Source organism: Enterococcus sp. (assembly GCF_032555305.1).
GTDB lineage: Bacteria > Bacillota > Bacilli > Lactobacillales > Enterococcaceae > Enterococcus_A.
In genome coordinates, this window is sequence record NZ_JAWGOQ010000024.1 from 53592 (window position 1) to 76157 (window position 22566).

Below are 22566 nucleotides of genomic sequence, written 5' to 3' on the forward strand. Positions count from 1 at the left end.
CTTTTATCATTATTCTCTGATTTGTCCATCACCATAAATGATGTATTTGCTTGAAGTCAAATGCTCTAAGCCCATCGGTCCGCGGGCGTGCAGCTTCTGAGTAGAGATTCCGATCTCCGCACCAAAGCCGAACTTAAAGCCGTCGGTAAAGCGTGTGGAGGCATTGATGTAAACCGCCGCCGCATCAACTTCTTTTAAGAATTTTTGACCGTTATGATAGCTGTCCGTCACGATTGCTTCGGAATGCTTGGAGTTATAGTGGTTGATATGCTCAATCGCTTCGTCAATGGAGGCAACGACTTTGATCGCCAGAATATAATCTAAAAATTCCGTTGTCCAATCCGCATCGGTTGCCAACTCTGCTTGTTCTAAATAGTTCAACGCTTGAGCATCGCCTCGTAAAGTGACTAGCGGTGTCAGTTCTTTTTCAACCAGCGGTAAGAACTCCGCTGCCACGTCTTCATGAACTAATAGTGTTTCAATCGCGTTGCAAACGGAAGGGCGTTGCACCTTGGCATTCTTGACGATAGCAAGCGCCATATCTAGTTGTGCAGCAGAATCAACATACACGTGGTTGTTTCCGGTGCCGGTTTCGATCACTGGCACGGTCGCGCTGTTTTTGACGCGATTGATCAAGCCAGCACCGCCGCGAGGAATTAGAACATCCAGATATTCGTTCAAGCGCATCATTTCGTTTGCCACATCATGGGAGGTGTCGCTGACGAATTGAATCATCGCAGGATTCAGCTGACAGTTTTGCAGTGTCTGCTGCATTAGCTCGACTAATGCTTGATTTGAATGGAAGGCTTCTTTGCCGCCTCGCAGGATGACCGCGTTGCCTGATTTAAAGCACAGGCTAGCGGCGTCAGTGGTTACGTTTGGACGGGATTCAAAGATGATCCCGATCACCCCTAAGGGAACACGTTGCTGACCAACCATTAGCTGATCTTCGGTACGCCACATTTTTTCTACTACACCGATTGGATCTGGTAGAGCAGCCACTTGACGAATCCCTTCAGCCATCTCTTTGATTCTGTCATCAGTCAAACGTAAGCGGTCAATCATTGGATCTGGAATGCCATTTTCCTTCGCTTGATCTAAATCTTTTTGGTTGGCTGTTAAGATGTCTGCTGCATTCTTTTCTAAATCTTTAGCCATCTGGAGCAAACATTCATTCTTTTGAGCCGTCTCCAGCTGTCCCAACTGTTGAGCCGCTGCTCGGCTTTGCTGCCCTAAGGTGTTCATTAAATTACCCATGTTTTCCCTCCTTAAATAATGTTCCGACTTCAACTCCAGCTAAAATATCAAAAATTATTCTGGGAGGTTTCCCATTGGCTAACACCATCGCGCTTTTTGCTTCCAAGATTCTTTGTGCTGCTTTCAATTTACTGACCATGCCACCAGTGCCGAAACGACTGCCTTCACCGCCAGCCTGATCCATCAAGGTTTGATTGATGGTAGAGACGGTAGAGTAGAGAATGGCTTGTTTATTGGTTGAGGGATTATCTGAATAGAAACCGTCAATGTCGCTCAACATGATCAGCACATCTGCATCCATTAATTGTGCGACGATCGCGGATAACTCGTCATTGTCCCCAAATTTACGTGTGTGGTCCATTTCATCGACTGCCACTGTATCGTTTTCATTAATGATCGGAACGATCCCCATCGAGATAAGCTGCTCCAATGTATTGATTACGTTTTTGCGGCTTTCAGGAAAATCTACCACATCCCGCGTCAATAAAACCTGCGCGGTCTGTTGACTGTAAACTAAAAAGCGTTGATTGTAGATATGCATCAGTTCGGATTGACCGACTGCTGCAACGGCCTGCTGCACAGGAATTTCCTGCGGCCGTTCAGGTATTCGAAGCTTGTCCATCCCAACGCCAATCGCGCCAGATGAGACCAATATTATTTCTTTGCCTTGATTTTGAAGGTCAGTTAATACGAATGCTAGTTGATCAATTCCATCAAAATTGATCTTGCCATTTGGGTGGATCAAGGAACTCGTCCCAATCTTCACCACGATCCGGTTGACGGATCTTAAAAAGTCTCTCATGATTGCACCTCTTCACTTAGCCACCAGCGAGGAAGATATTGTTTTGCATTTTACCATATTCTCATCAATATTTCATCATTTGTTTAATATTAATTGAAAATCTTTTGATAGTTACACAAATTCAGGCATTCAGAATTTCCAAAAATCTTGATAATTTATTGATAAGAGAAAAAAATGAGTTTAAGATTGAACTAAAAATTCCTAGTATGGATTTGAAGTTTCTTAAAACAGCTTTTCTTTTAGGGGAACTTTTAGTAAAATGTATAAGAATGTGTCAGGAAAGGAGCGGTGAAAATGGTATCAACTGGAATCGTAGTATTGATCGCAGTAATCGCTGCACTATTAGGTGCTGTCGGCGGTTTCTTCTTAGCCCGTAAATATATGCAAGACTATTTCAAAAAGAATCCTCCAATCAACGAGGATATGTTACGTCAAATGATGATGTCGATGGGGCAAAAACCTTCAGAGAAAAAAGTTCGTCAAATGATGCAGCAAATGAAAAACCAACAATAATCTTACAAGGACAATCGTCGCAGGATGATTGCCCTTCTTTTTTGCCTGTTCTGCTTTTCGCAGTATGAAAGGACGAAGTTTGTTAGTGATCAAAAGAAATGCTTGAAGTGTGATATCTAGCAGAAAGATATACGTACGAAAACACGCTCATTTTCCCTGATTTTGGGAAAATGAATTTCTTTATTACTTAATTAGTGAGTTAGCTGTGCATTTGCAGAGCTGATCAGCTCAGAAGACGCGTAGTTTTATGAGAAGGTTACAATTAGTAAGCAGATTTGTCGACAGAATATCATCTTGGATGTAAAGTAAAGCCGAATGGGGGAATGACTGAATGTATGATGTAATAATTATCGGTGCGGGTCCAGCAGGGATGACCGCAGCCTTATATGCTTCACGCTCAAACTTAAAAGTGCTTTTAATTGAACGCGGGGCACCAGGCGGACAAATGAACAATACCGCTGAAGTTGAGAACTATCCAGGGTTTGAATCGATCATGGGTCCAGAGCTTGCCATGAAAATGTATGATGGTGTCACAAAATTCGGTACGGAAAATGCGTATGGAATCGTGCAAGATATCAAGGATCATGGCGATTACAAGGAAGTTATCACGGAAGATAAAAGCTATCAAGCCAAAACGATCATCGTTGCGACTGGCTGTGTCCATCGCAAGCTAGGCGTGCCAGGTGAAGAATCATTCGCAGGTCGTGGTGTCTCTTATTGTGCGGTATGTGACGGTGCTTTTTTCCGCAACAAACGCTTAATCGTTGTTGGTGGCGGCGACTCAGCAGTTGAGGAAGCCATCTATCTAACACGTTTTGCTTCTGAAGTCGTGATCGTTCACCGTCGTGATGAATTGCGCGCACAAAAGATCATTCAAGATCGTGCATTTGCCAATGGAAAAATTTCATTTATCTGGGACAGCGTGGTAGAAGAAATCGTTGGGAACGAAATGGTCGTGACTGGCGCACAAATCCGTAACGTAAAAACTGGTGAAGTCCACTTGGAACCAGCTGATGGCGCCTTTATCTATGTTGGCTTGGAACCATTGACGGAACCATTTAAAAACAGCGGCATCACAAATGCTGCCGGCTGGATCGAAACAGACCACGAAATGAAAACAAAAATCCCTGGTGTCTTCGCTATCGGAGATGCTCGTGAGAAGGATCTACGTCAAATCACAACAGCAGTCGGTGAAGGCGGGATCGCAGGTCAACAAGTCTATAAATATATCGAAGCACAAAATTAATTGTTTATGGAAGGCAGATTTCATTTGCCTTCTTTTTTTCTAGGTAAAATAGATTCACCTTCACAAAATGAGGTTAAATATTTTTTTCAAGCATGATAAAATACAAGTTTTCTTTGCTGAATATAACAGTAATGGTATACTTAAATGGTAAGAAAATTTTTGAAAGAGGTGTGTTTCATGTCTTGGGAACAAGTTTATGAACAATGGATTGATTCAGATAAATTAGATGAAAAAATGCGTAAAGAATTACAAGACTTAGGTAAAGATCCAGAGTTGAAAAAAGATGCGTTTTATAAACCACTAGAATTTGGAACTGCAGGTATGCGTGGTATCTTAGGTCCTGGTGTCAATCGGATGAACATTTTTACCATTCGTCAAGCAACTGAAGGTTTGGCTCGTTTCATGGATACGCAAGATCCTGAGACAAAACGTCGTGGAGTGGCGATTGCGTATGACTCACGCCATATGTCACCAGAATTTGCGATGGAAGCAGCGAAAACATTAGCAAAGCATGATATTCCATCCTATGTTTTCGAAAGCTTACGCCCAACACCGGAATTATCTTTTGCCGTTCGTTTTGAAAATGCCTTCACCGGAATTATGATTACGGCGTCTCACAATCCAGCAGAATATAATGGCTACAAAGTGTACGGAGAAGATGGTGGGCAAATGCCACCAGAAGATGCGGATGCATTGACTAAATTCGTTCGTGATGTAGAAAATCCGTTAGAGGTTCCAGTGTTATCAGATGAAGAAGTTAAAAATAGCGCGTTAATCAATATCATAGGTGAAGAAGTTGATTCTGAATACTTGAAGGAAATCAAATCCGTAACGATCAACCAAGAATTAATCAACGAAATGGGTAAAGAACTGAAACTAGTTTATACGCCATTGCACGGAACAGGTAAAATGCTAGGCGAAAAGGCCTTGAAGCAAGCTGGCTTCGAAAAATTTGTTTTAGTACCAGAACAAGCTGTTGCCGATCCAAACTTTTCAACAGTAAAATCACCAAATCCAGAAGAACACTCTGCTTTTGAATATGCAATCAAATTAGGTGAAGAAGAAGGGGCCGATCTGTTGATCGCAACTGATCCAGATGCCGATCGTCTTGGCGCGGCCGTTCGTTTGCCAGATGGACGTTACGAAGTATTGACTGGGAACCAAATCGGTGCCATCATGATTCGCTACATCTTAGAGGCTCACAAACAAGCAGGCACATTGCCAGCCAATGCAGTGGTACTGAAATCAATCGTATCGAGCGAATTAGCGACAACGATCGCCGATGCCTATAATGTGAAGATGGTCGATGTATTGACCGGCTTCAAGTTCATCGCTGAAAAGATCCAGCAATATGAAGACGACAATTCGCAAACCTTCATGTTCGGCTTTGAAGAAAGCTATGGCTACTTGATTAAATCCTTTGTACGTGACAAAGATGCGATCCAAGCGTTAGTCTTGTTAGCAGAAGTTGCGGCTTACTACAAAAAACAAGGCAAGACTTTATATGATGGTTTGCAAGATATCTTCGAAGAGTACGGTTATTATGCTGAAAAAACCATTTCAGTGACCTTGAGCGGGGCTGAAGGAGCGGAACAAATCAAGACTATCATGGGCAATCTGCGTAACGAAGCACCAAAGGCATTCGCTGATGTAGCGGTTAGTTTGACTGAAGACTTCAAAACATCGAAAGCGATCGATGCTGAAGGAAATGAAACGGCGATCGAAATGCCAGCTTCTGATGTCTTAAAATACACGTTAGCAGATGAAACATGGGTTGCGGTTCGACCTTCCGGAACAGAACCAAAAATCAAATTCTACATCGGTGTAAAAGGTGATTCTCATGATGCCGCTGCAGAAAAAATCGCAACCTACGAAGAAGCAATTCGTAAAATTGCCGAATAGAGTAAATGAGGGCTATAAATGAAGGAACACGAAGAATTTCAAGCGGTCAGTCAATTTTTCAAGATTTTGAGTGATCCGACACGGTTAAAAATTTTAATGTTTCTAAAAGAAGGGGAGCGCAATGTTTCGTCGATTAGTGACACGCTGGCGATGGAGCAGTCGGCTGTTTCTCATCAATTAAAATTATTGCGTGACAACCGTTTGGTTAAAGCGCGTCGTGATGGGAAGGCAATGCTTTACAGTTTAGACGATCAGCATGTCTTAGATGTTTTAGAGCAAACCTTTCGCCACGTCACGCATCAATAAAAGTGAGCTTTTCCAAAATTTTTGGAAAAGCTCTTTTTTTTTACAGAAATTTTGTTATACTGATAGCTAACTATTAGAATACGATGAAATTAGTTTTAATATGAATGTAATTTAATGGAGGCGGAATATGGAAAAAGCAGTCAAGGTAGGTCTATTAGGTTTAGGTGTAGTCGGTACCGGTGTCCTGGAAATTTTGGCAGATCACAAAGATAAAATCGAAAAAAGTATTGGCGGCCCCTTGGTTGTGACGAAAGCCTTGATCCGGCCACAGGAAGATAAACAAGCAGTCGCAGAAAAGTATGGTCTGGAGTTAGTTACCGAACTGGACGCGATTTTAAATGATCCGGAAATCTCTATTGTTGTAGAAGTAATGGGGCGGATCGAACCAGCGAAAACCTTCATCAAAGAAGCCTTGATGGCAGGAAAAAATGTTGTCACTGCGAATAAGGATCTGTTAGCGCAGCACGGCACTGAGTTAGTCAATCTGGCACGGGAGCAGCAGCGTAATTTGTATTATGAAGCGAGTGTTGCCGGTGGTATCCCGATCTTGCGGACGATCGCCAATAGTTTAGCAGCGGACGATATTACTGAAGTTTTGGGGATCGTCAATGGGACGACCAACTATATGCTGACCAAAATGGTCCAAGAGCATCGGACTTATGATGAAACATTGAAGGAAGCCCAAGAGCTTGGCTTTGCGGAAAGTGATCCGACCAATGATGTGGACGGAATCGATGCCGCATACAAGATGGTCATCTTGAGTAAATTTGCTTTTGGGATGTCTATCACGATGGACCAAGTCAAGATCAAAGGAATTCGCGGATTGGCGGCGGAAGATGTGACGATCGCTGATCAACTAGGCTATACAGTGAAGCTGATCGGTTCAACAATCAAAAAAGACGACACGATCTCTGTTGAAGTCGGACCAGTCTTAGTCCCTTCTGAGCATCCGCTTGCTTCGATCCATAATGAAATGAATGCTGTTTTTGTTAAGAGCTCAGGGATTGGTGAATCAATGTATTATGGCCCAGGAGCTGGCGCACGTCCAACAGCGACCAGTATCGTGGCGGACCTAATGACGATTGTTAACAAGATGAAGAAAAATACGGTTGGTCATCGTTTTACCGGTTATACGCAACCGACAAAAATCACTTCGTCGGATGAAAACATCAGCAAATACTTCTTATCACTAGAAATGCCGGATGAACCAGGTCAATTCTTAAAGTTGGCTGAGATCATGACTGAAACGCAAGTGGGATTTGAACAGGTCGTTCAAGAAAAAGGCGATGGTGAAAGTGCCAGAGTCGTGCTGATCACGCATGAAACGAGCGAAACGAAAATTGTGCAGATCCAAGAGAAAATCAAGGAAAAAACGAGTTATCAACTATTGTCATTGATGAAAGTTATGGGGGAATAAACATGTACGAAGGTCTATTAAAGCAATATAAAGAGTATTTACCAATCACTGATAAGACACCACAAATCGCATTGGCTGAAGGAAACACACCATTGATTCCTTTGAAGAATTTATCAAAAGAATTGGGCATTACACTTTATGGAAAATATGAAGGCTTAAATCCAACTGGTTCGTTTAAGGACCGCGGGATGGTAATGGCTGTCGCAAAAGCTGTAGAAGACGGCGCGAAGGCGATTATTTGTGCATCGACTGGAAATACAAGTGCCGCTGCTGCTGCTTATGCAACACGCGCAGGTATCAAGGCTTATGTTGTAATCCCTGATGGAAGGATTGCGATGGGCAAGTTGGCGCAAGCAATTGCTTATGGCGCGGACATCATTTCAATCCCGGGTAACTTCGATGAAGCGTTGAAAGCAGTTCGTGATATTGCAGAGACGGAAGCAGTTGCTTTAGTAAACTCTGTTAATCCATATCGTTTAGAAGGACAAAAAACAGCAGCTTTTGAAATCTGTGAACAATTAGAAAAAGCACCAGATGTATTGGCGATTCCTGTCGGTAATGCCGGCAATATTTCGGCCTACTGGAAAGGCTTCAAAGAATGGCATGAGAAAAAGGGAACGGAATTACCGCGAATGCATGGCTTCGAGGCAGAAGGTGCGGCAGCGATCGTTCAAGGTAAAGTGATTGAAGAACCAGAAACAGTGGCAACAGCTATCCGGATCGGAAACCCAGCAAGCTGGAAATTAGCGGAAGCAGCACGTGATGAGTCTAACGGTTATATCGATTCCGTGACAGATGAAGAAATTTTGAACGCCTATCGCAAAGTCGCTTCTCAAGAAGGAGTCTTTGTGGAGCCTGGTTCGGCTGCTTCTTTAGCCGGTGTGATTCAGCATGTGAAGAATGGACGGATCAAACCAGGGGAAACAGTCGTCACTGTCTTTACCGGTAACGGCTTGAAGGATCCTGATACAGCGATCAACGAAACAGATATTAAAATCAATAAGATGAGTGATTTGGAGGATATGCGCCGACACTTACGTGAAGGAGTGGCTTCCCTATGAAAATTCGCGTCCCAGCAACCAGCGCCAACCTAGGCCCCGGCTTTGATTCGTGTGGGATCGCGTTGTCTCAGTATTTGACGATCGATATCGGTCCGGAAACCAAGAAATGGCAGATCAAGCATCAATTGGGCAGTGATATTCCGTCGGATGAAAAGAATCTATTGATTCAAACAGCGCTAGATTTGGCTCCTAATTTAACTCCACATCAGCTGACGATGACATCAGACATCCCGATTGCTCGCGGTTTGGGAAGCAGCTCTTCAGTTGTCGTAGCAGGGATCGAATTAGCCAATCGTTTAGGCAGCTTAGGAATGACCCCACAGCAAAAAGTAGATTATGCAACCAAGATTGAAGGACATCCTGATAATGTGGCTCCAGCGATCTGTGGAGATTTTGTCGTGGCAAGCTACAATAACAATGAAGTGAACTTCGTGAAGCATATGTTTCCTGATTGTGACGTGATTGCCTTTATTCCGAATCATGAGCTACTGACATCAGAAAGCCGTGCTGTTTTACCGAAAGAATTGTCTTATCGCGATGCAGTGACAGCCAGTTCGATCGGCAATGTGATGATCGCAGCTGTTTTAAATGGTAACTTACCATTAGCAGGAAAAATGATGGAAAAAGATATCTTGCACGAGAGTCATCGTCAGCATCTTGTTCCTCACCTGAAAAAGATTCGTGAATTTTGCAGGGCTTATGGCGGCTATGGCAGCTTTTTAAGTGGGGCTGGACCGACCGTCTTAGTATTAAGTCCATCTGAAAATACGGAAAAATTAGTCACAGCCATGAAAGCATATGATCATGAAGCATTGATTGATGTACTTTCTGTTGAAAAAGAAGGCGTGCAAATATTTTAATTGCGTTGAAGAGAAGAGTACAACTGATCGGACTTGACAGAGAGCTTCGGTAATTGAGAAGAAGCAGCAGCGATTCGTTGGAAGATGGCCTTGGAGCAATTGTCCTTACGACACGGGAATGCCCGTTACAGCAGTTCGCAGCAATGCGACAAAAGTTCAGTCTTGTAAGAGGCTGTTAAACTAAGGTGGTACCACGGCACTCCCGTCCTTTCAGATATGAAAAGACAGGAGTGTCCTTTTTTTATCATACTGAGACAATAGACTATTTACCATATTGAAAAAAATATTAGGAGGAACGATCATGGAATTTGAAACAAAATGTTTACATGCAGGTTATGAACCGGAAAACGGAGGTCCACGGGTATTGCCGATCGTCCAAAGTACGACTTATGCCTATGACTCTACAGATGAGATCGGAAAGCTTTTTGACTTGGAGGCGGCAGGCTATTTTTACACACGGCTAGCGAATCCAACGACAGGTGCGGTAGAAGAGAAGATCGCTGCACTTGAAGGCGGTGTGGGAGCCTTATGTACCTCATCAGGTCAGGCAGCGACCTTCTATGCGGTATTGAACATCCTGGAGGCAGGCGATCATTTGATTTCTTCCAGCTATATTTATGGCGGAACCTATAATTTGTTTGCGCATACTCTGAGAAAAATGGGTATTGAAGTAACCTTTGTCGATCAAGATGCATCAAAAGAGGAATTGTTGAAAGCGGCGAAACCAAATACGAAAGCGATTTTTGGGGAAACGATCGCTAATCCAGCAGTGAAGGTCTTAGACCAAGAAAAATTTGCGGCAGTGGCAAAAGAATTGGATATTCCGTTTCTAATTGATAATACCTTTGCGACGCCATATTTCTGTCGCCCATTCGAATTTGGCGCCGACATCGTTATTCATAGTACGACGAAGTATCTGGATGGACATGCAGTGCAAACAGGTGGCGTCATCGTTGATGGAGGAAGCTTTAATTGGAATAATGGAAAATTCCCACAGCTTTCGGAGCCTGATGAAACCTACCACGGCATTGTTTATACTGAAAAATTTGGACAGGCTGCTTATATTACCAAGGCACGAGTTCAGTTGATGCGTGATCTAGGTGCGACGCCTTCACCGCAAAATTCATTCCTGCTTAATCTCGGTATGGAGACATTGCCAGTTCGGATGGATCGTCATTATGAGAATGCAATGACAGTAGCCAAATATCTAATGGAACAAAAGGCGATTGCAAAAGTTAATTATCCTGGTTTGGAAAGTAATGCCGATTACGCTTTGACGCAAAAATATGTACCTAATGGCTTGTGCGGTGTTATTTCAGTCGAATTTGCAGAGGGTAAGGAAGTGGCTGCAAAATGGTTGGATGCACTAGAACTAGTTTCACTGGAAGTCCACGTAGCGGATATTCGTACCTGTGCGCTGCATCCCGCAACTTCGACTCACCGTCAATTGACTGATGAAGAGCTGCGCCAGGCGGGAATCTCGCCTGGTCTGGTCCGCATATCCTGCGGGATCGAAAACGTGAAGGATATTCTTGCTGACCTGCAACAGGCCTTTGACAAATTGGAGGGATAACTCATGCCGATTCGTTTAGAGCCTGATTTTCCAGCGAAGTCAGTTTTGGAATCAGAGGATATTTTCGCCATCGATAACTCGAGAGCGGAGCATCAAGACATTCGTCCACTGAAGCTGTTAATTTTAAATTTGATGCCGAATAAGATTGACACGGAGATTCATCTGTTGCGCCTGATCAGCCAAAGCCCGTTGCAGATTGATGTTGATTTTTTGAAAGTAGCTAGCCATGAACATAAGCACACGAGCAAGAATCATTTGGATAAGTTCTATTTGGACTTTTCTCAGGTGAAGGAAACCTGTTATGACGGATTGATCATTACTGGTGCACCTGTGGAGCAAATGGCGTTCGAGGAAGTCGATTACTGGCCTGAACTAGTTGAGATTATGGAGTGGAGCCAGTCATCAGTGACCTCAGTCGTGCATATTTGCTGGGGCGCGCAAGCTGGACTCTATTATCATTTTGGCGTGGATAAGGTTCCATTCAAGGAAAAATTATTTGGAATCTACAAGCAGGATATCGAACATCACTTCCGTTTGTTCAGAGGTTTTGATGACCGATTTTGGATGCCACAGTCACGTTATACCGGCATCAATGAAGAACAGGTACGTGATGCGAAAATCAAAGTGATCGCGAAGGACGAGGCAGAGCGTTCCGCTATTTTGATTTCAGAGGATGAGCACGATGTCTTTTTGATGGGGCATTTTGAATATGCGACCGATACCTTGGAAAAGGAATATCTGCGTGATCACGAGCGAGGATTGGACACAGCGAAGCCCGCAAATTATTACGAGGATGGTAAGATCTTTAATTATTGGCGAGCGCAGGCCCATCTGTTTTATCACAACTGGTTGAATGACGTATATCAAATAACACCCTATCGCTTAGAAAGAATAAGGGAATTGCAAAAAGAAAGAAAGCTGAGATCGATTTGATCTCAGCTTTCTTCTTCCATAAAGTAATAGCTATGGTCTTCTAAATCCAAAGCACTCATAATCATTGCCGCTGTTTCTTCAATCGAAAGTGTTGCGACATTAATGATCTCACAGCCTAATTTTTGATACAGGTCATTGGCAAATTTCAACTCTGCTTGAATCTTTTCACGATCAGAATAGGCAGTTTCAGGATTCAATCCATATGCCCGCATCCGCTCTTTTCGGATACCGATCAATACTTCCGGATCATTGGTCAATCCGACGATTTTTTTCGGGTCGATCTCAAACAGCTGTTTAGGAATATGTGCTTGCGGGATCAATGGCAAGTTCGCAACCTTCAAATTTTTGTTTGCTAAGTATAAGCTAAGCGGCGTTTTTGAGGTTCTTGAAACACCAAGCAGTACTACGTCAGCCTCTAGGAAACCACGTGGATCTTTTCCATCATCATACTTAACCGCAAATTCCATTGCTTTGATTCGTTTGAAATAATTTTCATTTAAGTGGTGTAATGCCCCACGTTCTCCGGTTGGCTCCATGTGGGCACGTTGTCCGATCTCACTAACGACCGGATTCAACAAATCCATCGTGAAGAGGTCCTCATTTTCACAAAACTCTTTCGCAATTTTCGATAATTTTGGATCAATCAATGTATAGATGATCATGCCATTTTCGGCTTTGGCGTCGTTTAAGGCTTTCATCAATAATTCTTCCGTGTGCACGAAGGTACGGCGGAAGAGACAGAATTCTACAGTAGGATACTGCGCCATAGAGGCTTGTGCCAGCTTAGAAGCAGTTTCTCCAGCAGAATCGGAGATGATGAAAATAGTGACTAACTCGTTTTGTTTTTCGCTATCCATAAAGAAAATCTCCCTTGCAATCAGTAATAATTTATTATACCATACTGTTTATTCGGAATCATTACACTTTGAAATGAGGAAATAACATGACTCAGACGACTTTATTAGAAAAGGCTTTGGCAAAGGTAAAAGAAAATGGCTTCAAGTATACGAAAAAACGTGAGACTTTATTAGACTATTTGATCAAATCCAATCGTTATGTTTCAGCACGCGAAGTTTATGATCACTTGAATAATCAATTTCCCGGGCTGAGCTATGATACCGTATATCGTAATCTTAGAGAGTTTTGTGAAATCGGTCTGATCGAAGATACCGAATTACAGGGGGAGATGAAATTTCGCTTTAGCTGTAGCGAAAATTTCGAGCATCACCATCACTTTATCTGTACGGTTTGTGGCACGACAAAGGAGATCCATATGTGTCCAATGAACTTTTTTAAAGAACAACTAGATGGCTGTGAAATCGAAGGACACCGCTTTGAATTGTATGGGCGATGTGAAAAATGTCAAAAAGTTAATGGATAAATTAAGAATTAAAATTCTTCAGTACCTTGACTCAAAATAGCCCATTAGATATAATGACTTATGGACGGTCTTGTTTATTGAAAGCACATTTCAATAACAAAAACGGTTACATTTCAAGCCCGGAGGGAGGGAATTTACATGTCAAAAACAGTGGTTCGTAAAAATGAATCTCTTGACGATGCTCTTCGTCGCTTCAAACGTTCCGTTTCAAAAGCAGGGACTCTGCAAGAATCTCGCAAACGTGAATTTTATGAAAAACCAAGCGTGAAACGTAAGAAAAAATCAGAAGCAGCTAGAAAACGTAAGAAATTCTAGTCTGTGAACGGAGTGATTCTATTGTCACTACTTACTACCTTGAATGAAGACATGAAGCAAGCGATGCGAGCAAAAGATAAAGAGACTTTGCAAGTGATCCGGATGCTTAAAGCTTCGATTCAAAATGAGCAGATCAAAAAAGGTCAGGACTTGAATGACGAAGAAGAATTGACTGTCTTATCTCGCGAGATGAAACAGCGACGCGATTCTCTAACTGAGTTTGAAAAAGCTGATCGCACCGATTTGGCTGATAAGGTCAAAAAGGAAATCGTAATTGTTGAAAAATACTTGCCGGCTCAGCTTTCCGAAGATGAGATCCGCGCGATCGTTACAGATGCAATTGCAACAACAGGAGCGACTTCACCAAAAGAATTTGGTAAAGTGATGGGTGCAGTGATGCCGAAAGTCAAAGGCAAAGCCGATGGCAATCAAGTCAACGCAATCGTCAAGGAGCTTCTGAACAAATAAGCAATATTGAAGGCCGAGAGAAATTTCTCTCGGCTTTTTTTGCGAGTTATGCTTTTTGCAGTTTGTCGAGTTTGCGCTTTTGTTACCAACTTTTACAATATAAATGGACAAGCAGTTTAGCAGAATCGTATGCGTACGAAAATAGAATCATTTTTCCCTCTCTTGGAAAAATGAACTCATTTAAATGAGCTAGCTGCCATCAAGGTTCAACAGCTCACAGAACTCGAATCACTGGATTTAGTCGTAGTATGCAAGTCGAGTTTAAAACTCATTACCCAATAAAAAAGCTTTCGTCAAAGCAAAATGTACTTATGTCATTAAATGTTTTCAATTTTGTATTATTGAACTATATCTGCCGTTGCTGCGGGGAAATTACATAGTTGTTAAGCTTATTCAAATATAAAAGTAGTAATTTATTTTTTGATTTGTTCATCGGGTTCTTTTGTGCTTTTTAGCGAAAGTTTAGACAATTTTTCTTTTATTTAGAGTGTGGTATTATAAGAAGGAATGATTTATGAAGGGATGAGCGCTTGTTGAATAGCAACGATTTTGAGTCGTTAGAAATAAAGCTTGATGGCAAAGATGACATCAGTATGCTTTTAGGTACCCATGATAAACACGTAAAATTTTTAGAAGAAAATACAGAGACAACGATCAACACTCGCGGTGAAATGATTCAGATCATTGGACCGAAGGAAGAGGCGAAATTAGTAGGAGACATTATTCGTACTTTACAGATTTTGATTGATCGTGGGATCAAGGTAGCTACACCAGATGTCATGACGGCATTGCGTTTAGGTCGTGAGAATCACCTTGACGAATTCGTTATGATGTATGAAGAAGAATTGCTGAAAGACCGTAATGGCAAACCGATTCGACCAAAAAACATCGGACAAAGCCGCTACATCGCAGCGATCCGCAAGTCTGACGTAGTTTTTGGCGTTGGACCAGCCGGAACTGGTAAAACGTATTTAGCGATCGTTATGGCAATCGCCGCGTTGAAAAAGGGTGAGGTTCAACGGATTATTTTGACGCGCCCAGCGGTAGAAGCTGGTGAAAGCTTAGGGTTCTTACCGGGGGATTTGAAGGAGAAGGTTGATCCTTATTTGCGTCCGATGTATGATGCTTTGCACCAAATTTTCGGTGTAGAACACACGAATCGCTTATTAGAGCGTGGAGTGATCGAGATTGCTCCGTTAGCTTACATGCGTGGACGTACACTTGATGATGCTTTTGTCATTTTAGACGAGGCGCAGAATACGACGATTTCGCAAATGAAGATGTTTTTGACGCGTCTTGGGTTTAATTCTAAGATGATCGTCAATGGAGATACTTCTCAGGTGGATCTGCCGCGAGGACAAGTGAGCGGATTGATTCATGCGGAGAGAACGTTAAAGGGAATTAAAAAAATTCGTTTTGTAAACTTTGAGGCAGGAGATGTTGTTCGACATCCTGTCGTTGCAGAGATTATCGAAGCTTATGAACATGAGAACCTACGACATCAAGAAAAGTAGTCAGGAGGGAATTGGATGTTAAATCGACCCATCAATAACTTGCTGAAAAAGTTAGGTTCAAAATTAATACCGATTATTATAGGCTCGTTTACAGTTGTTTTAGTTTTGACGATGCTGACTAGTGTGATCCAAAAAAGTGTGGATTACAAAGAAGGTCAGGTTGCCACAGAGAGTATCCGTGCCAATAAAACAATCGAAAATAAAGCTGAAACAACACAAAAACGTCAGCTTGCTGCGGAAGCCGTTACGCCAGAATATACCTATCAGGCGGATTTGGCTCAAACTCAGCATGATCGTGTCAGTCAATTAATTCAATTGATTAAAACTGCCAATAGTGATCTAGATAAAAGCTATCAAGCCAAAGTGTCGCAGGCTAAAGATGGCGAAAAGGTTCCTCAGCCAACTGTCGATGAACGCATAGCGGCTGTCAAAAAGAACTTTGAGGGGTTAGACCCAGATACAGTGACCTTTTATCAACAATTGCCAGAAGAGTTTTATGAAGCAGTCGTACAGCTGAGCTCGTCTGATTTGACGAAGGTTGGAACAGAAACGCTGAAACTGCTGGATGAACAAATGGCGAAACGAATCCGCCAAAGTGATCTGGCTGAGTACAAGCAGCAGGCTATTGATAAGATTCAAGGATTGGGCTTATCAGATGAGGCCAATCAAGCTATCCGATATTTGCTAGAAGAGGGAGTCGTGATTAATGATTCCTTAAATCAGAAGCGAACGGATGAACTAAAAGAACAAGCTCGTGATTCTGTTCAGCCCGTGATGATCTATCAAGGGGAAGTCATTGTTCGTGAAGGAAGTCAAATTGATGCCAATGCGATCAATAAATTGAAGCTATTGGGCTTGACCAGTTCTAGCACGTCTGTTTTCCCATTAATTGCCATGGTTTTGGCAACAATCCTACAAGGGGTGCTGTTATGGTTCTACAGTCGACAATTTGAAGTTGAATTTCAACGTGTCCGATTTATTTTGTTCTATAGCGCAACGATGACCATCGGTATCTTTATTATGAAGATATTGCAGGCCTTCCAAGGCAGCAACTCCAATAGCTTGGCGTTGTTCTTCCCAGCAGCCTTTATGCCATTGATCCTGACGGTCTTTGTCAATCGTCGTGCAGGAGCTATGTCGGCCGTCTTCCAAACGGTTTTTGCATTGTTCATTTATTACAATGCAATCGGAACGAACATGCTGCCAGTCATTTTGATGACGTATCTATTTTCTGGTACGTTAGCGGTTATGGTAAAGCAAAGACGATTATCCGATCAAGTAAAACAAGCGATGCTTTGGGTCGTTGCCTTTCCGATCGCTTGGTCAATCATTTTAAGTATCTATCAAGGAATGTCCTTTTCTGATTCGCAGACATGGACGTTATTGCTAGCTGCATTTGCTGCCAGTATTCTATCCTTTATTATGGGGATGGGGCTGCAGCCGTACATTGAAATTTTGGTGACAGATAGCGGTGTGATCACCTTGAATGAGTTGAGTAATCCAAACCATCCGTTGCTGAAGCAATTGTTAGAGGAAGCGCCAGGAACCTATCATCATTCAATGATGGTGGCAAACTTGAGTGCCAATGCGGTAGCGGAGATCGGCGGACGGTCGCTTTTGACACGAGTTGCTTGTTATTATCATGATATTGGGAAAATCCGTCATGCAAATTTCTTCGTTGAAAACCTGCCGGCTGGGGCTGAAAATCCTCATAACTTCCTATTGCCGGAGGACAGCAAGCAGATCATCTTCGGTCACGTGATTGAAGGAGCGAAGATTTTAAAAGAGTACAAGATGCCTCAAATGGTGATTGATATTTGTTACCAGCATCATGGCACGACTTTGATGAAATTCTTTTATATCAAAGCAAAAGAACGCAATCCGGAAACGACGGAAGCAGATTTTCGTTATCCGGGTCCAAAACCGCAAACACGTGAAGCTGGGGTCGTAAATATCGCAGACAGTTGTGAAGCAGCGGTTCGGGCGATGGATCATCCATCAATCGATAAAATTACAGAGTTTGTTCATAATCTGATTGAAGAACGGATCAATGATGGTCAACTCGATGATTCTGGTTTGACATTAAAGGAAATCCGCATTGTTGAAAAATCCTTGATCAGTGGATTAGGCTCGACTTTCCATACAAGGATCAAGTATCCGAAAATGCAATCAGAGGCTGAGAAAATGAAAGAAGAGCAAGAGAAAAAAGGGGCAGAGTAATGGATATTACTTTTATTGACGAAACAGAGCATGTCTCTGATGAAAAAATTCAAGAAATCGATGGTGTACTGCAATTTGCGGCTGACTACTTAGAGCTGCCTAAGGATACAGAGATGTCCGTTACTTTCATGGATAATGCTGCGATCCAAGTCATCAATCGTGATTATCGCGGCAAGGACGCACCGACTGATGTGATCAGCTTTGCACTGGAAGAAGAAGGTGAAGACGAAGTTCCGATCATCATGGATGAAGAAGATCCGATGCCGCGGAACTTAGGCGATATCATGATCTCTACAGAACGGGCCGCTGAACAAGCAGAGGAATATGGGCATAGTTTTGATCGTGAATTAGGTTTTTTAGCCGTACATGGTTTTTTACATATCAATGGGTACGACCATATGACACCTGAGGATGAAAAAGAGATGTTTGGTCTACAGAAAGAGATATTAGATGCCTATGGACTCAAAAGATAAGACAGAAAAGAATAAACATTTTGTCACTTCCTTAGAATTCGCGATTCAAGGAATCAAGACGGTTTTTGAAGAAGAGCGTAATATGCGTGCCCATGTAGCTTTTGGATTGATGGCTATTCTTGTCGCGTTTTTGCTAGGTGTTTCTGTGGTGGAATGGCTATGGATTTTTCTAGCGGTTTTTCTTGTCTGGATCGTGGAGATCATCAACACGGTATTCGAAAATGTCGTGGATATGGTGACGGATTGCCATTTCCATCCAATCGGAAAAAAAATCAAGGATATGGCAGCTGGTGCGGTCTTAGTGACTTCAGTGTTTGCGATAATCGTTGGAGTGATTATCTTTTTACCAAAAATTATTGAGCTTTTTCTTTAGTTATCAGAAGGGAATTTTTACATGACAGAACATAAATCTGGTTTTGTGGCAATTGTTGGTCGACCCAATGTAGGGAAATCAACACTACTGAACCGTATCGTAGGGCAAAAGATTGCGATTATGAGTGATAAGGCTCAAACTACAAGAAATAAAATTCAAGGTGTATACACGACACCGGAAGCGCAAATTATTTTCATTGATACTCCCGGCATCCACAAGCCTAAACATCGCTTAGGGGACTACATGGTGGAAATGGCATACAGCGCGTTGCGTGAAGTCGATGCGATCATGTTTATGGTCAGTGCTGATCAAAAGCGCGGACGCGGTGATGATTTTATTTTAGAACGTTTGAGCAAACAAGATGTTCCAGTTTACTTAATCATCAATAAAATTGACACCATTCATCCAGATGAGCTGCTGGCGATCATTGATGATTACCGCACAATCATGGAGTTCAAAGAGATCATCCCGATCTCAGCGACGGAAGGCAATAATGTGGAGCATCTGCTAGAGGTGTTAGTAGACCAAATGGATGAAGGTCCGCAGTATTTCCCAGAGGATCAAATCACTGACCACCCAGAATACTTTATCGTCTCCGAGTTAATCCGTGAGAAGGTATTGAGTCTAACTCGCGATGAAGTACCCCATTCAGTAGCGGTCGTGACCGAATCCATGAAGCGAGATGAGAATGACAAGGTTCATATTCAAGCGACGATCATCGTGGAACGGACGAGTCAAAAAGGCATTATCATTGGAAAAGGCGGTAAGATGCTGAAAAATATCGGTACACAAGCCCGTAAAGATATTGAGACGCTTTTAGCCGATAAAGTTTATTTAGAGCTTTGGGTTAAGGTCCAAAAAGATTGGCGTGACAAGCAGACGTATCTGCAGGATTACGGCTATCGTAAAGACGATTATTAACATTTTAAGGTGTTTTAGACACCTTTCATTTAAAAAAGGGTGTGGCAGTAGTCCACAACCCTTTTTCTTATCGAAGAGAGGTGAGGATGGATGGCACAGGTTGGAGAAACAAAGGGACTCATTTTATTCAGTCGTGATTACAAAGAAAAGGACAAGCTGATCAAGATTTTTACTGAATCAGCAGGCAAGGTGATGTTTTTCGCTAAAGGCATCCATCGACCGAATAATCCATTACAGACGGCGGTTCAGCCATTTACGGAAGCGGTCTTCATCGGGAATTTGAAAACTGACGGACTTTCTTTTTTGAATAGCGCGAAGGATGTCCGGCCTATGCGAAAGCTGCAGGAGGATATTTTTCTGAATGCTTATGGCTCCTACATTCTAGGTTTAACTGATGCGGCGATTGAAGACCACATATATGATCCAGCACTCTATGGATTTACACGCGAGGCACTGCAGCGAATGAATGACGGTGCCGATGGTGAGACGATCATGAATATCTTTGAAGTTCAGATCATGCAGCGCTTTGGTATATCCTTGAACTGGCAAGCCTGCGGAGTCTGTGGAAAGAAAACAGGCGCCTTCGATTTCTCCTCGAAGTATAATGGCGTGCTTTGTCAGGATCACTGGCATTTAGACCAGCATCGCTATCATGCCGATCCGCGTGCAATTTATTTTATCCGCTTGTTCAACAGTGTAACCTATGAGAATATCAACACAATCAATTTGAAGCCTGAAACAAAAAAAGCGATCCGGCAAACGCTGGATCAACTGTATGAAGAATATATCGGCTTACATCTAAAGAGTAAAAAGTTCATCGATCAAATGAGCGAGTGGCAAGATGTGTTAAAGCCGAAAAATGAAGAATAAGCTGCAGAACCATCAATTGGGCTGCAGCTTATTTTTTTGTCTTTAATTGTTTGCAGATGAATAGCCAGGCTAGACTGCCAATGAAAGATAGAAAAATGTAAAGGAAAATCATTTGACCGTTTAGCTGGTTCTGATGAATGACTGCCGACGCAAATGTCCCGATGACAAAAAAGTATAGGAAATAAAAAAGTATTCGGAACTTATTTGATAAGCTTGTTTTCATTTCAATAACATAGGAGCAAACCAGGAACAGTAACACGATGAGGATATTAAAGGAACTTTTTAGTGACCAGCCGTTTATGAAATGGTCTCGCAACCAGTTAAAGAGAAGTGTTCCAACAGCTACACTCAAAATAAGCAAATCATTACTGAAATTTTTTGGTTTAAGATTTCGTTGTGCCATTGCTAGAGTCTCCCTCCTCATAGCTTTTATTAAACAGGGTAAACAAACAAAGGAAGGAAACACTTCCTAAGAATCCTGCCACCACAGCTATTATGATGATAGAGGTGTAATCTACGATGCTTTTCTGAACAATACTCTCAATCAATAGAGGAATAAAATTTAGAATTAAACATAATAGAAATCGCAAACCATTTCTAACAGGTATCCGAGAAGCAAGATAACCAACTATGTAAATCCAGAACATAGTAAAGCCAGTGTCAAGATTAGAAAACAAAGGCTGGTGTCTGTAAACATTTAATACTATTGAAGTAATCATGAACGCCGCTAAAAGTAGCAATAAATAAAGATGTACTTTTTTCCTCAGCAACAAATCCAACTTTCGATAATTCTCACCCAATTTTTGAAACATTTCGCATCCCCTCGCTTTTTCCATTTTATATAACCAAAAGTATATCAGATTTTTTTTGCAAATTTTTCTAAATGTGGGTTCTTTCCCAGATTACCATTGCTAATTTATGGCAAAACGATTAATATTGTTAGAAAACACTAAGGATTTTTCAATGAAACTGGTATATGAAATGAAAACCAGACACAAATTTTTCAATTTTGAAAAATTTACTCAAAAACGAATTAGGATGTCAGTCCAACTTTGCTAATTTGACAAGTGTCAGTAAAGAAAAACTGTATTCCTTCCTTAAATAGGATTCGAAAAGTTTAGTTGGATGATATACGTGATGAAGATCAGACTTAATTTTCTGTAAAGAAAATTAAATACATAAAAATGAATTAGGAGTGATAAGTTTGGAAGAATTATGGAAAGTACTGAGACCAGAAGAACAAATCGAATTGAAGCTAAGAAAGTTGTATACTCAGCATCATTTTCATCCTTATCACTTAAATAACTTCGAAGAATACGGAAATTATCAGCAAAGCTACAATTTTTTGCGGAATTCTTCTATTATTACCTTTACTGGAAATGACGGACGAACAATGGCGTTGAAACCTGATGTGACGTTATCGATTGCAAAAAACACGCCCGCTGGTGAGGCACGGAAAGTGTATTATGTGGAAGATGTCTATCGTCATGACCGTCAAGCCGGTGAGTATCAAAAGATTTATCAAATCGGTTTAGAGATCATTGATGAGATCACGTGGGATGATCAGCTAGAAGTATTAAAGCTGGCTTGGGAAAGTTTGGCTCAAGTCGGTGAAGGAACGTTGGATCTTTCTCATATGGGGATAATCAACGGTATTTGTGATCGTTTTCCAGTTGAGGATCGTCAAAAGGTACTGGATTGTCTGCGGGATAAAAGTTCTCACGGCATGGACGAGCTGACAACAAAAGCTGGATTATCTCAGGAAGAATCGGATAATTTAGCTAAGCTAGTACGTATGTCAGGTGATTTCGAAACGAAGTATCAGCGTGCCAAAGTCTTATTAGCGTCTTATCCTGAAGCGCAGGCTGGTTTGGAAGAACTGAAACAATTATACAAAGCCATGCAGGAAGAACAATTGTATGAAAAAATTCGGCTGCGCTTAGACTTTTCCATCATGAATGATGCGGATTACTATAGTGGATTATTGTTCCAAGGTTTCATTAAAGAAGCACGGGAAACGATTCTTTACGGAGGCCGCTATGATCGATTGATGAGTCGTCAAGGAAAAGATCAAGGAGCGATCGGTTTCGGTATGAAGCTGAATCACGTTGGACAAAAATTACCAGATGATACTCAAAGCTCGGAGTACTTAAATATCGCG

23 protein-coding genes are annotated in these 22566 nt (G+C 41.9%); 19 read left to right on the forward strand and 4 right to left on the reverse strand.

Translation table 11 applies throughout. The features are described from left to right. Positions 1-9 precede the first annotated feature (9 nt). Together E6139_RS16320 and proB are read right to left on the reverse strand one after the other, a co-directional pair. A complete protein-coding gene (locus tag E6139_RS16320; protein WP_316404271.1) occupies positions 10-1257 on the reverse strand; it encodes a glutamate-5-semialdehyde dehydrogenase in 1248 nt (415 codons plus the stop codon). Continuing rightward, positions 1250-2059 carry a glutamate 5-kinase gene (gene proB, locus E6139_RS16325; RefSeq protein ID WP_316404272.1) on the reverse strand — a complete coding sequence of 270 codons (810 nt, stop codon included), beginning with the start codon at positions 2057-2059 and terminating at the stop codon, positions 1250-1252. The genes E6139_RS16320 and proB overlap by 8 nt, the downstream gene beginning before the upstream one ends. A gap of 294 nt (positions 2060-2353) precedes the next feature. Between proB and E6139_RS16330 the strand changes: the two genes are divergently transcribed. The 9 genes from E6139_RS16330 to metA all read left to right on the forward strand — a co-directional run bounded on the left by E6139_RS16330 (position 2354) and on the right by metA (position 11870). Next, on the forward strand, positions 2354-2572 hold the full coding sequence (locus E6139_RS16330; RefSeq protein WP_010740033.1) for a YneF family protein: 219 nt from the start codon (positions 2354-2356) through the stop codon (positions 2570-2572). Positions 2573-2903: 331 nt separating this feature from the next. Beyond that, positions 2904-3818, forward strand: a complete 915-nt coding sequence (gene trxB / locus E6139_RS16335; protein WP_316404276.1) for a thioredoxin-disulfide reductase — start codon at positions 2904-2906, stop codon at positions 3816-3818. A gap of 177 nt (positions 3819-3995) precedes the next feature. Continuing rightward, positions 3996-5720, forward strand: coding sequence for a phospho-sugar mutase (locus E6139_RS16340; RefSeq protein ID WP_316404277.1), 1725 nt, complete (start codon positions 3996-3998; stop codon positions 5718-5720). 18 nt (positions 5721-5738) lie between these two features. Continuing rightward, positions 5739-6026 (forward strand): metalloregulator ArsR/SmtB family transcription factor, encoded by a 288-nt coding sequence (locus E6139_RS16345; protein WP_316404278.1) that lies wholly within the window; start codon positions 5739-5741, stop codon positions 6024-6026. Between the two features lie 127 nt (positions 6027-6153). Continuing rightward, entirely contained in the window at positions 6154-7443 is a 1290-nt protein-coding gene (locus E6139_RS16350; protein WP_316404280.1) for a homoserine dehydrogenase, read from the forward strand. A 2-nt stretch (positions 7444-7445) separates the two neighbouring features. After that, on the forward strand, positions 7446-8504 hold the full coding sequence (thrC, locus tag E6139_RS16355) for a threonine synthase (RefSeq protein ID WP_316404281.1): 1059 nt from the start codon (positions 7446-7448) through the stop codon (positions 8502-8504). After that, positions 8501-9364, forward strand: a complete 864-nt coding sequence (gene thrB, locus E6139_RS16360) for a homoserine kinase (RefSeq protein WP_316404283.1) — start codon at positions 8501-8503, stop codon at positions 9362-9364. Before thrC ends, thrB begins: the two co-directional genes overlap by 4 nt. 301 nt (positions 9365-9665) lie before the next feature. Continuing rightward, entirely contained in the window at positions 9666-10937 is a 1272-nt protein-coding gene (locus tag E6139_RS16365; protein ID WP_316404284.1) for an O-acetylhomoserine aminocarboxypropyltransferase/cysteine synthase family protein, read from the forward strand. 3 nt (positions 10938-10940) lie between these two features. Further along, on the forward strand, positions 10941-11870 hold the full coding sequence (gene metA, locus E6139_RS16370; protein WP_316404285.1) for a homoserine O-acetyltransferase/O-succinyltransferase family protein: 930 nt from the start codon (positions 10941-10943) through the stop codon (positions 11868-11870). Positions 11871-11872: 2 nt separating this feature from the next. On the opposite strand, the gene E6139_RS16375 is transcribed toward metA, so the two are convergent. Next, positions 11873-12727, reverse strand: a complete 855-nt coding sequence (locus E6139_RS16375) for a pyruvate, water dikinase regulatory protein (RefSeq protein ID WP_316404286.1) — start codon at positions 12725-12727, stop codon at positions 11873-11875. A gap of 86 nt (positions 12728-12813) precedes the next feature. Between E6139_RS16375 and E6139_RS16380 the strand changes: the two genes are divergently transcribed. From E6139_RS16380 to recO, 9 genes are all read left to right on the forward strand, one after another. Continuing rightward, positions 12814-13251 (forward strand): Fur family transcriptional regulator, encoded by a 438-nt coding sequence (locus tag E6139_RS16380; RefSeq protein WP_316404288.1) that lies wholly within the window; start codon positions 12814-12816, stop codon positions 13249-13251. A 138-nt stretch (positions 13252-13389) separates the two neighbouring features. After that, the gene (rpsU, locus tag E6139_RS16385; protein WP_002356740.1) at positions 13390-13566 is read left to right on the forward strand and encodes a 30S ribosomal protein S21; all 177 of its coding nucleotides are present in this window, start codon (positions 13390-13392) and stop codon (positions 13564-13566) included. 21 nt (positions 13567-13587) lie between these two features. Next, the gene (locus E6139_RS16390; RefSeq protein WP_316404364.1) at positions 13588-14034 is read left to right on the forward strand and encodes a GatB/YqeY domain-containing protein; all 447 of its coding nucleotides are present in this window, start codon (positions 13588-13590) and stop codon (positions 14032-14034) included. A gap of 593 nt (positions 14035-14627) precedes the next feature. Then, a complete protein-coding gene (locus E6139_RS16395) occupies positions 14628-15548 on the forward strand; it encodes a PhoH family protein (protein ID WP_316404383.1) in 921 nt (306 codons plus the stop codon). A 15-nt stretch (positions 15549-15563) separates the two neighbouring features. Continuing rightward, on the forward strand, positions 15564-17768 hold the full coding sequence (locus E6139_RS16400; protein WP_316404366.1) for an HDIG domain-containing metalloprotein: 2205 nt from the start codon (positions 15564-15566) through the stop codon (positions 17766-17768). Further along, on the forward strand, positions 17768-18241 hold the full coding sequence (gene ybeY / locus E6139_RS16405; RefSeq protein WP_316404368.1) for an rRNA maturation RNase YbeY: 474 nt from the start codon (positions 17768-17770) through the stop codon (positions 18239-18241). The genes E6139_RS16400 and ybeY overlap by 1 nt, the downstream gene beginning before the upstream one ends. Next, positions 18219-18614 carry a diacylglycerol kinase family protein gene (locus tag E6139_RS16410; protein WP_316404370.1) on the forward strand — a complete coding sequence of 132 codons (396 nt, stop codon included), beginning with the start codon at positions 18219-18221 and terminating at the stop codon, positions 18612-18614. The genes ybeY and E6139_RS16410 overlap by 23 nt, the downstream gene beginning before the upstream one ends. A 21-nt stretch (positions 18615-18635) precedes the next feature. Further along, positions 18636-19535: a GTPase Era gene (gene era / locus E6139_RS16415; RefSeq protein ID WP_316404371.1), complete on the forward strand. Its 900-nt coding sequence runs from the start codon at positions 18636-18638 to the stop codon at positions 19533-19535. Positions 19536-19625: 90 nt separating this feature from the next. Beyond that, positions 19626-20405 (forward strand): DNA repair protein RecO, encoded by a 780-nt coding sequence (recO, locus tag E6139_RS16420; RefSeq protein WP_316404373.1) that lies wholly within the window; start codon positions 19626-19628, stop codon positions 20403-20405. A gap of 383 nt (positions 20406-20788) precedes the next feature. Here recO and E6139_RS16425 read toward each other — a convergent pair whose 3' ends face one another. Next, the gene (locus E6139_RS16425; RefSeq protein ID WP_316404375.1) at positions 20789-21217 is read right to left on the reverse strand and encodes a hypothetical protein; all 429 of its coding nucleotides are present in this window, start codon (positions 21215-21217) and stop codon (positions 20789-20791) included. Positions 21218-21609: 392 nt separating this feature from the next. Between E6139_RS16425 and E6139_RS16430 the strand changes: the two genes are divergently transcribed. Next, positions 21610-22566, forward strand: a 957-nt coding sequence (locus E6139_RS16430; protein WP_316404377.1) for an ATP phosphoribosyltransferase regulatory subunit, incomplete at its 3' end; no start/stop codon positions are given.

Coding starts and splice junctions, on each gene's coding strand:
- E6139_RS16320 (WP_316404271.1), bottom strand. CDS start 1,257: ATGGGTAATTTAATGAACACCTTAGGGCAGCAAAGCCGAGCAGCGGCT.
- proB (WP_316404272.1), bottom strand. CDS start 2,059: ATGAGAGACTTTTTAAGATCCGTCAACCGGATCGTGGTGAAGATTGGG.
- E6139_RS16330 (WP_010740033.1), top strand. CDS start 2,354: ATGGTATCAACTGGAATCGTAGTATTGATCGCAGTAATCGCTGCACTA.
- trxB (WP_316404276.1), top strand. CDS start 2,904: ATGTATGATGTAATAATTATCGGTGCGGGTCCAGCAGGGATGACCGCA.
- E6139_RS16340 (WP_316404277.1), top strand. CDS start 3,996: ATGTCTTGGGAACAAGTTTATGAACAATGGATTGATTCAGATAAATTA.
- E6139_RS16345 (WP_316404278.1), top strand. CDS start 5,739: ATGAAGGAACACGAAGAATTTCAAGCGGTCAGTCAATTTTTCAAGATT.
- E6139_RS16350 (WP_316404280.1), top strand. CDS start 6,154: ATGGAAAAAGCAGTCAAGGTAGGTCTATTAGGTTTAGGTGTAGTCGGT.
- thrC (WP_316404281.1), top strand. CDS start 7,446: ATGTACGAAGGTCTATTAAAGCAATATAAAGAGTATTTACCAATCACT.
- thrB (WP_316404283.1), top strand. CDS start 8,501: ATGAAAATTCGCGTCCCAGCAACCAGCGCCAACCTAGGCCCCGGCTTT.
- E6139_RS16365 (WP_316404284.1), top strand. CDS start 9,666: ATGGAATTTGAAACAAAATGTTTACATGCAGGTTATGAACCGGAAAAC.
- metA (WP_316404285.1), top strand. CDS start 10,941: ATGCCGATTCGTTTAGAGCCTGATTTTCCAGCGAAGTCAGTTTTGGAA.
- E6139_RS16375 (WP_316404286.1), bottom strand. CDS start 12,727: ATGGATAGCGAAAAACAAAACGAGTTAGTCACTATTTTCATCATCTCC.
- E6139_RS16380 (WP_316404288.1), top strand. CDS start 12,814: ATGACTCAGACGACTTTATTAGAAAAGGCTTTGGCAAAGGTAAAAGAA.
- rpsU (WP_002356740.1), top strand. CDS start 13,390: ATGTCAAAAACAGTGGTTCGTAAAAATGAATCTCTTGACGATGCTCTT.
- E6139_RS16395 (WP_316404383.1), top strand. CDS start 14,628: ATGCTTTTAGGTACCCATGATAAACACGTAAAATTTTTAGAAGAAAAT.
- E6139_RS16400 (WP_316404366.1), top strand. CDS start 15,564: ATGTTAAATCGACCCATCAATAACTTGCTGAAAAAGTTAGGTTCAAAA.
- ybeY (WP_316404368.1), top strand. CDS start 17,768: ATGGATATTACTTTTATTGACGAAACAGAGCATGTCTCTGATGAAAAA.
- E6139_RS16410 (WP_316404370.1), top strand. CDS start 18,219: ATGCCTATGGACTCAAAAGATAAGACAGAAAAGAATAAACATTTTGTC.
- era (WP_316404371.1), top strand. CDS start 18,636: ATGACAGAACATAAATCTGGTTTTGTGGCAATTGTTGGTCGACCCAAT.
- recO (WP_316404373.1), top strand. CDS start 19,626: ATGGCACAGGTTGGAGAAACAAAGGGACTCATTTTATTCAGTCGTGAT.
- E6139_RS16425 (WP_316404375.1), bottom strand. CDS start 21,217: ATGTTTCAAAAATTGGGTGAGAATTATCGAAAGTTGGATTTGTTGCTG.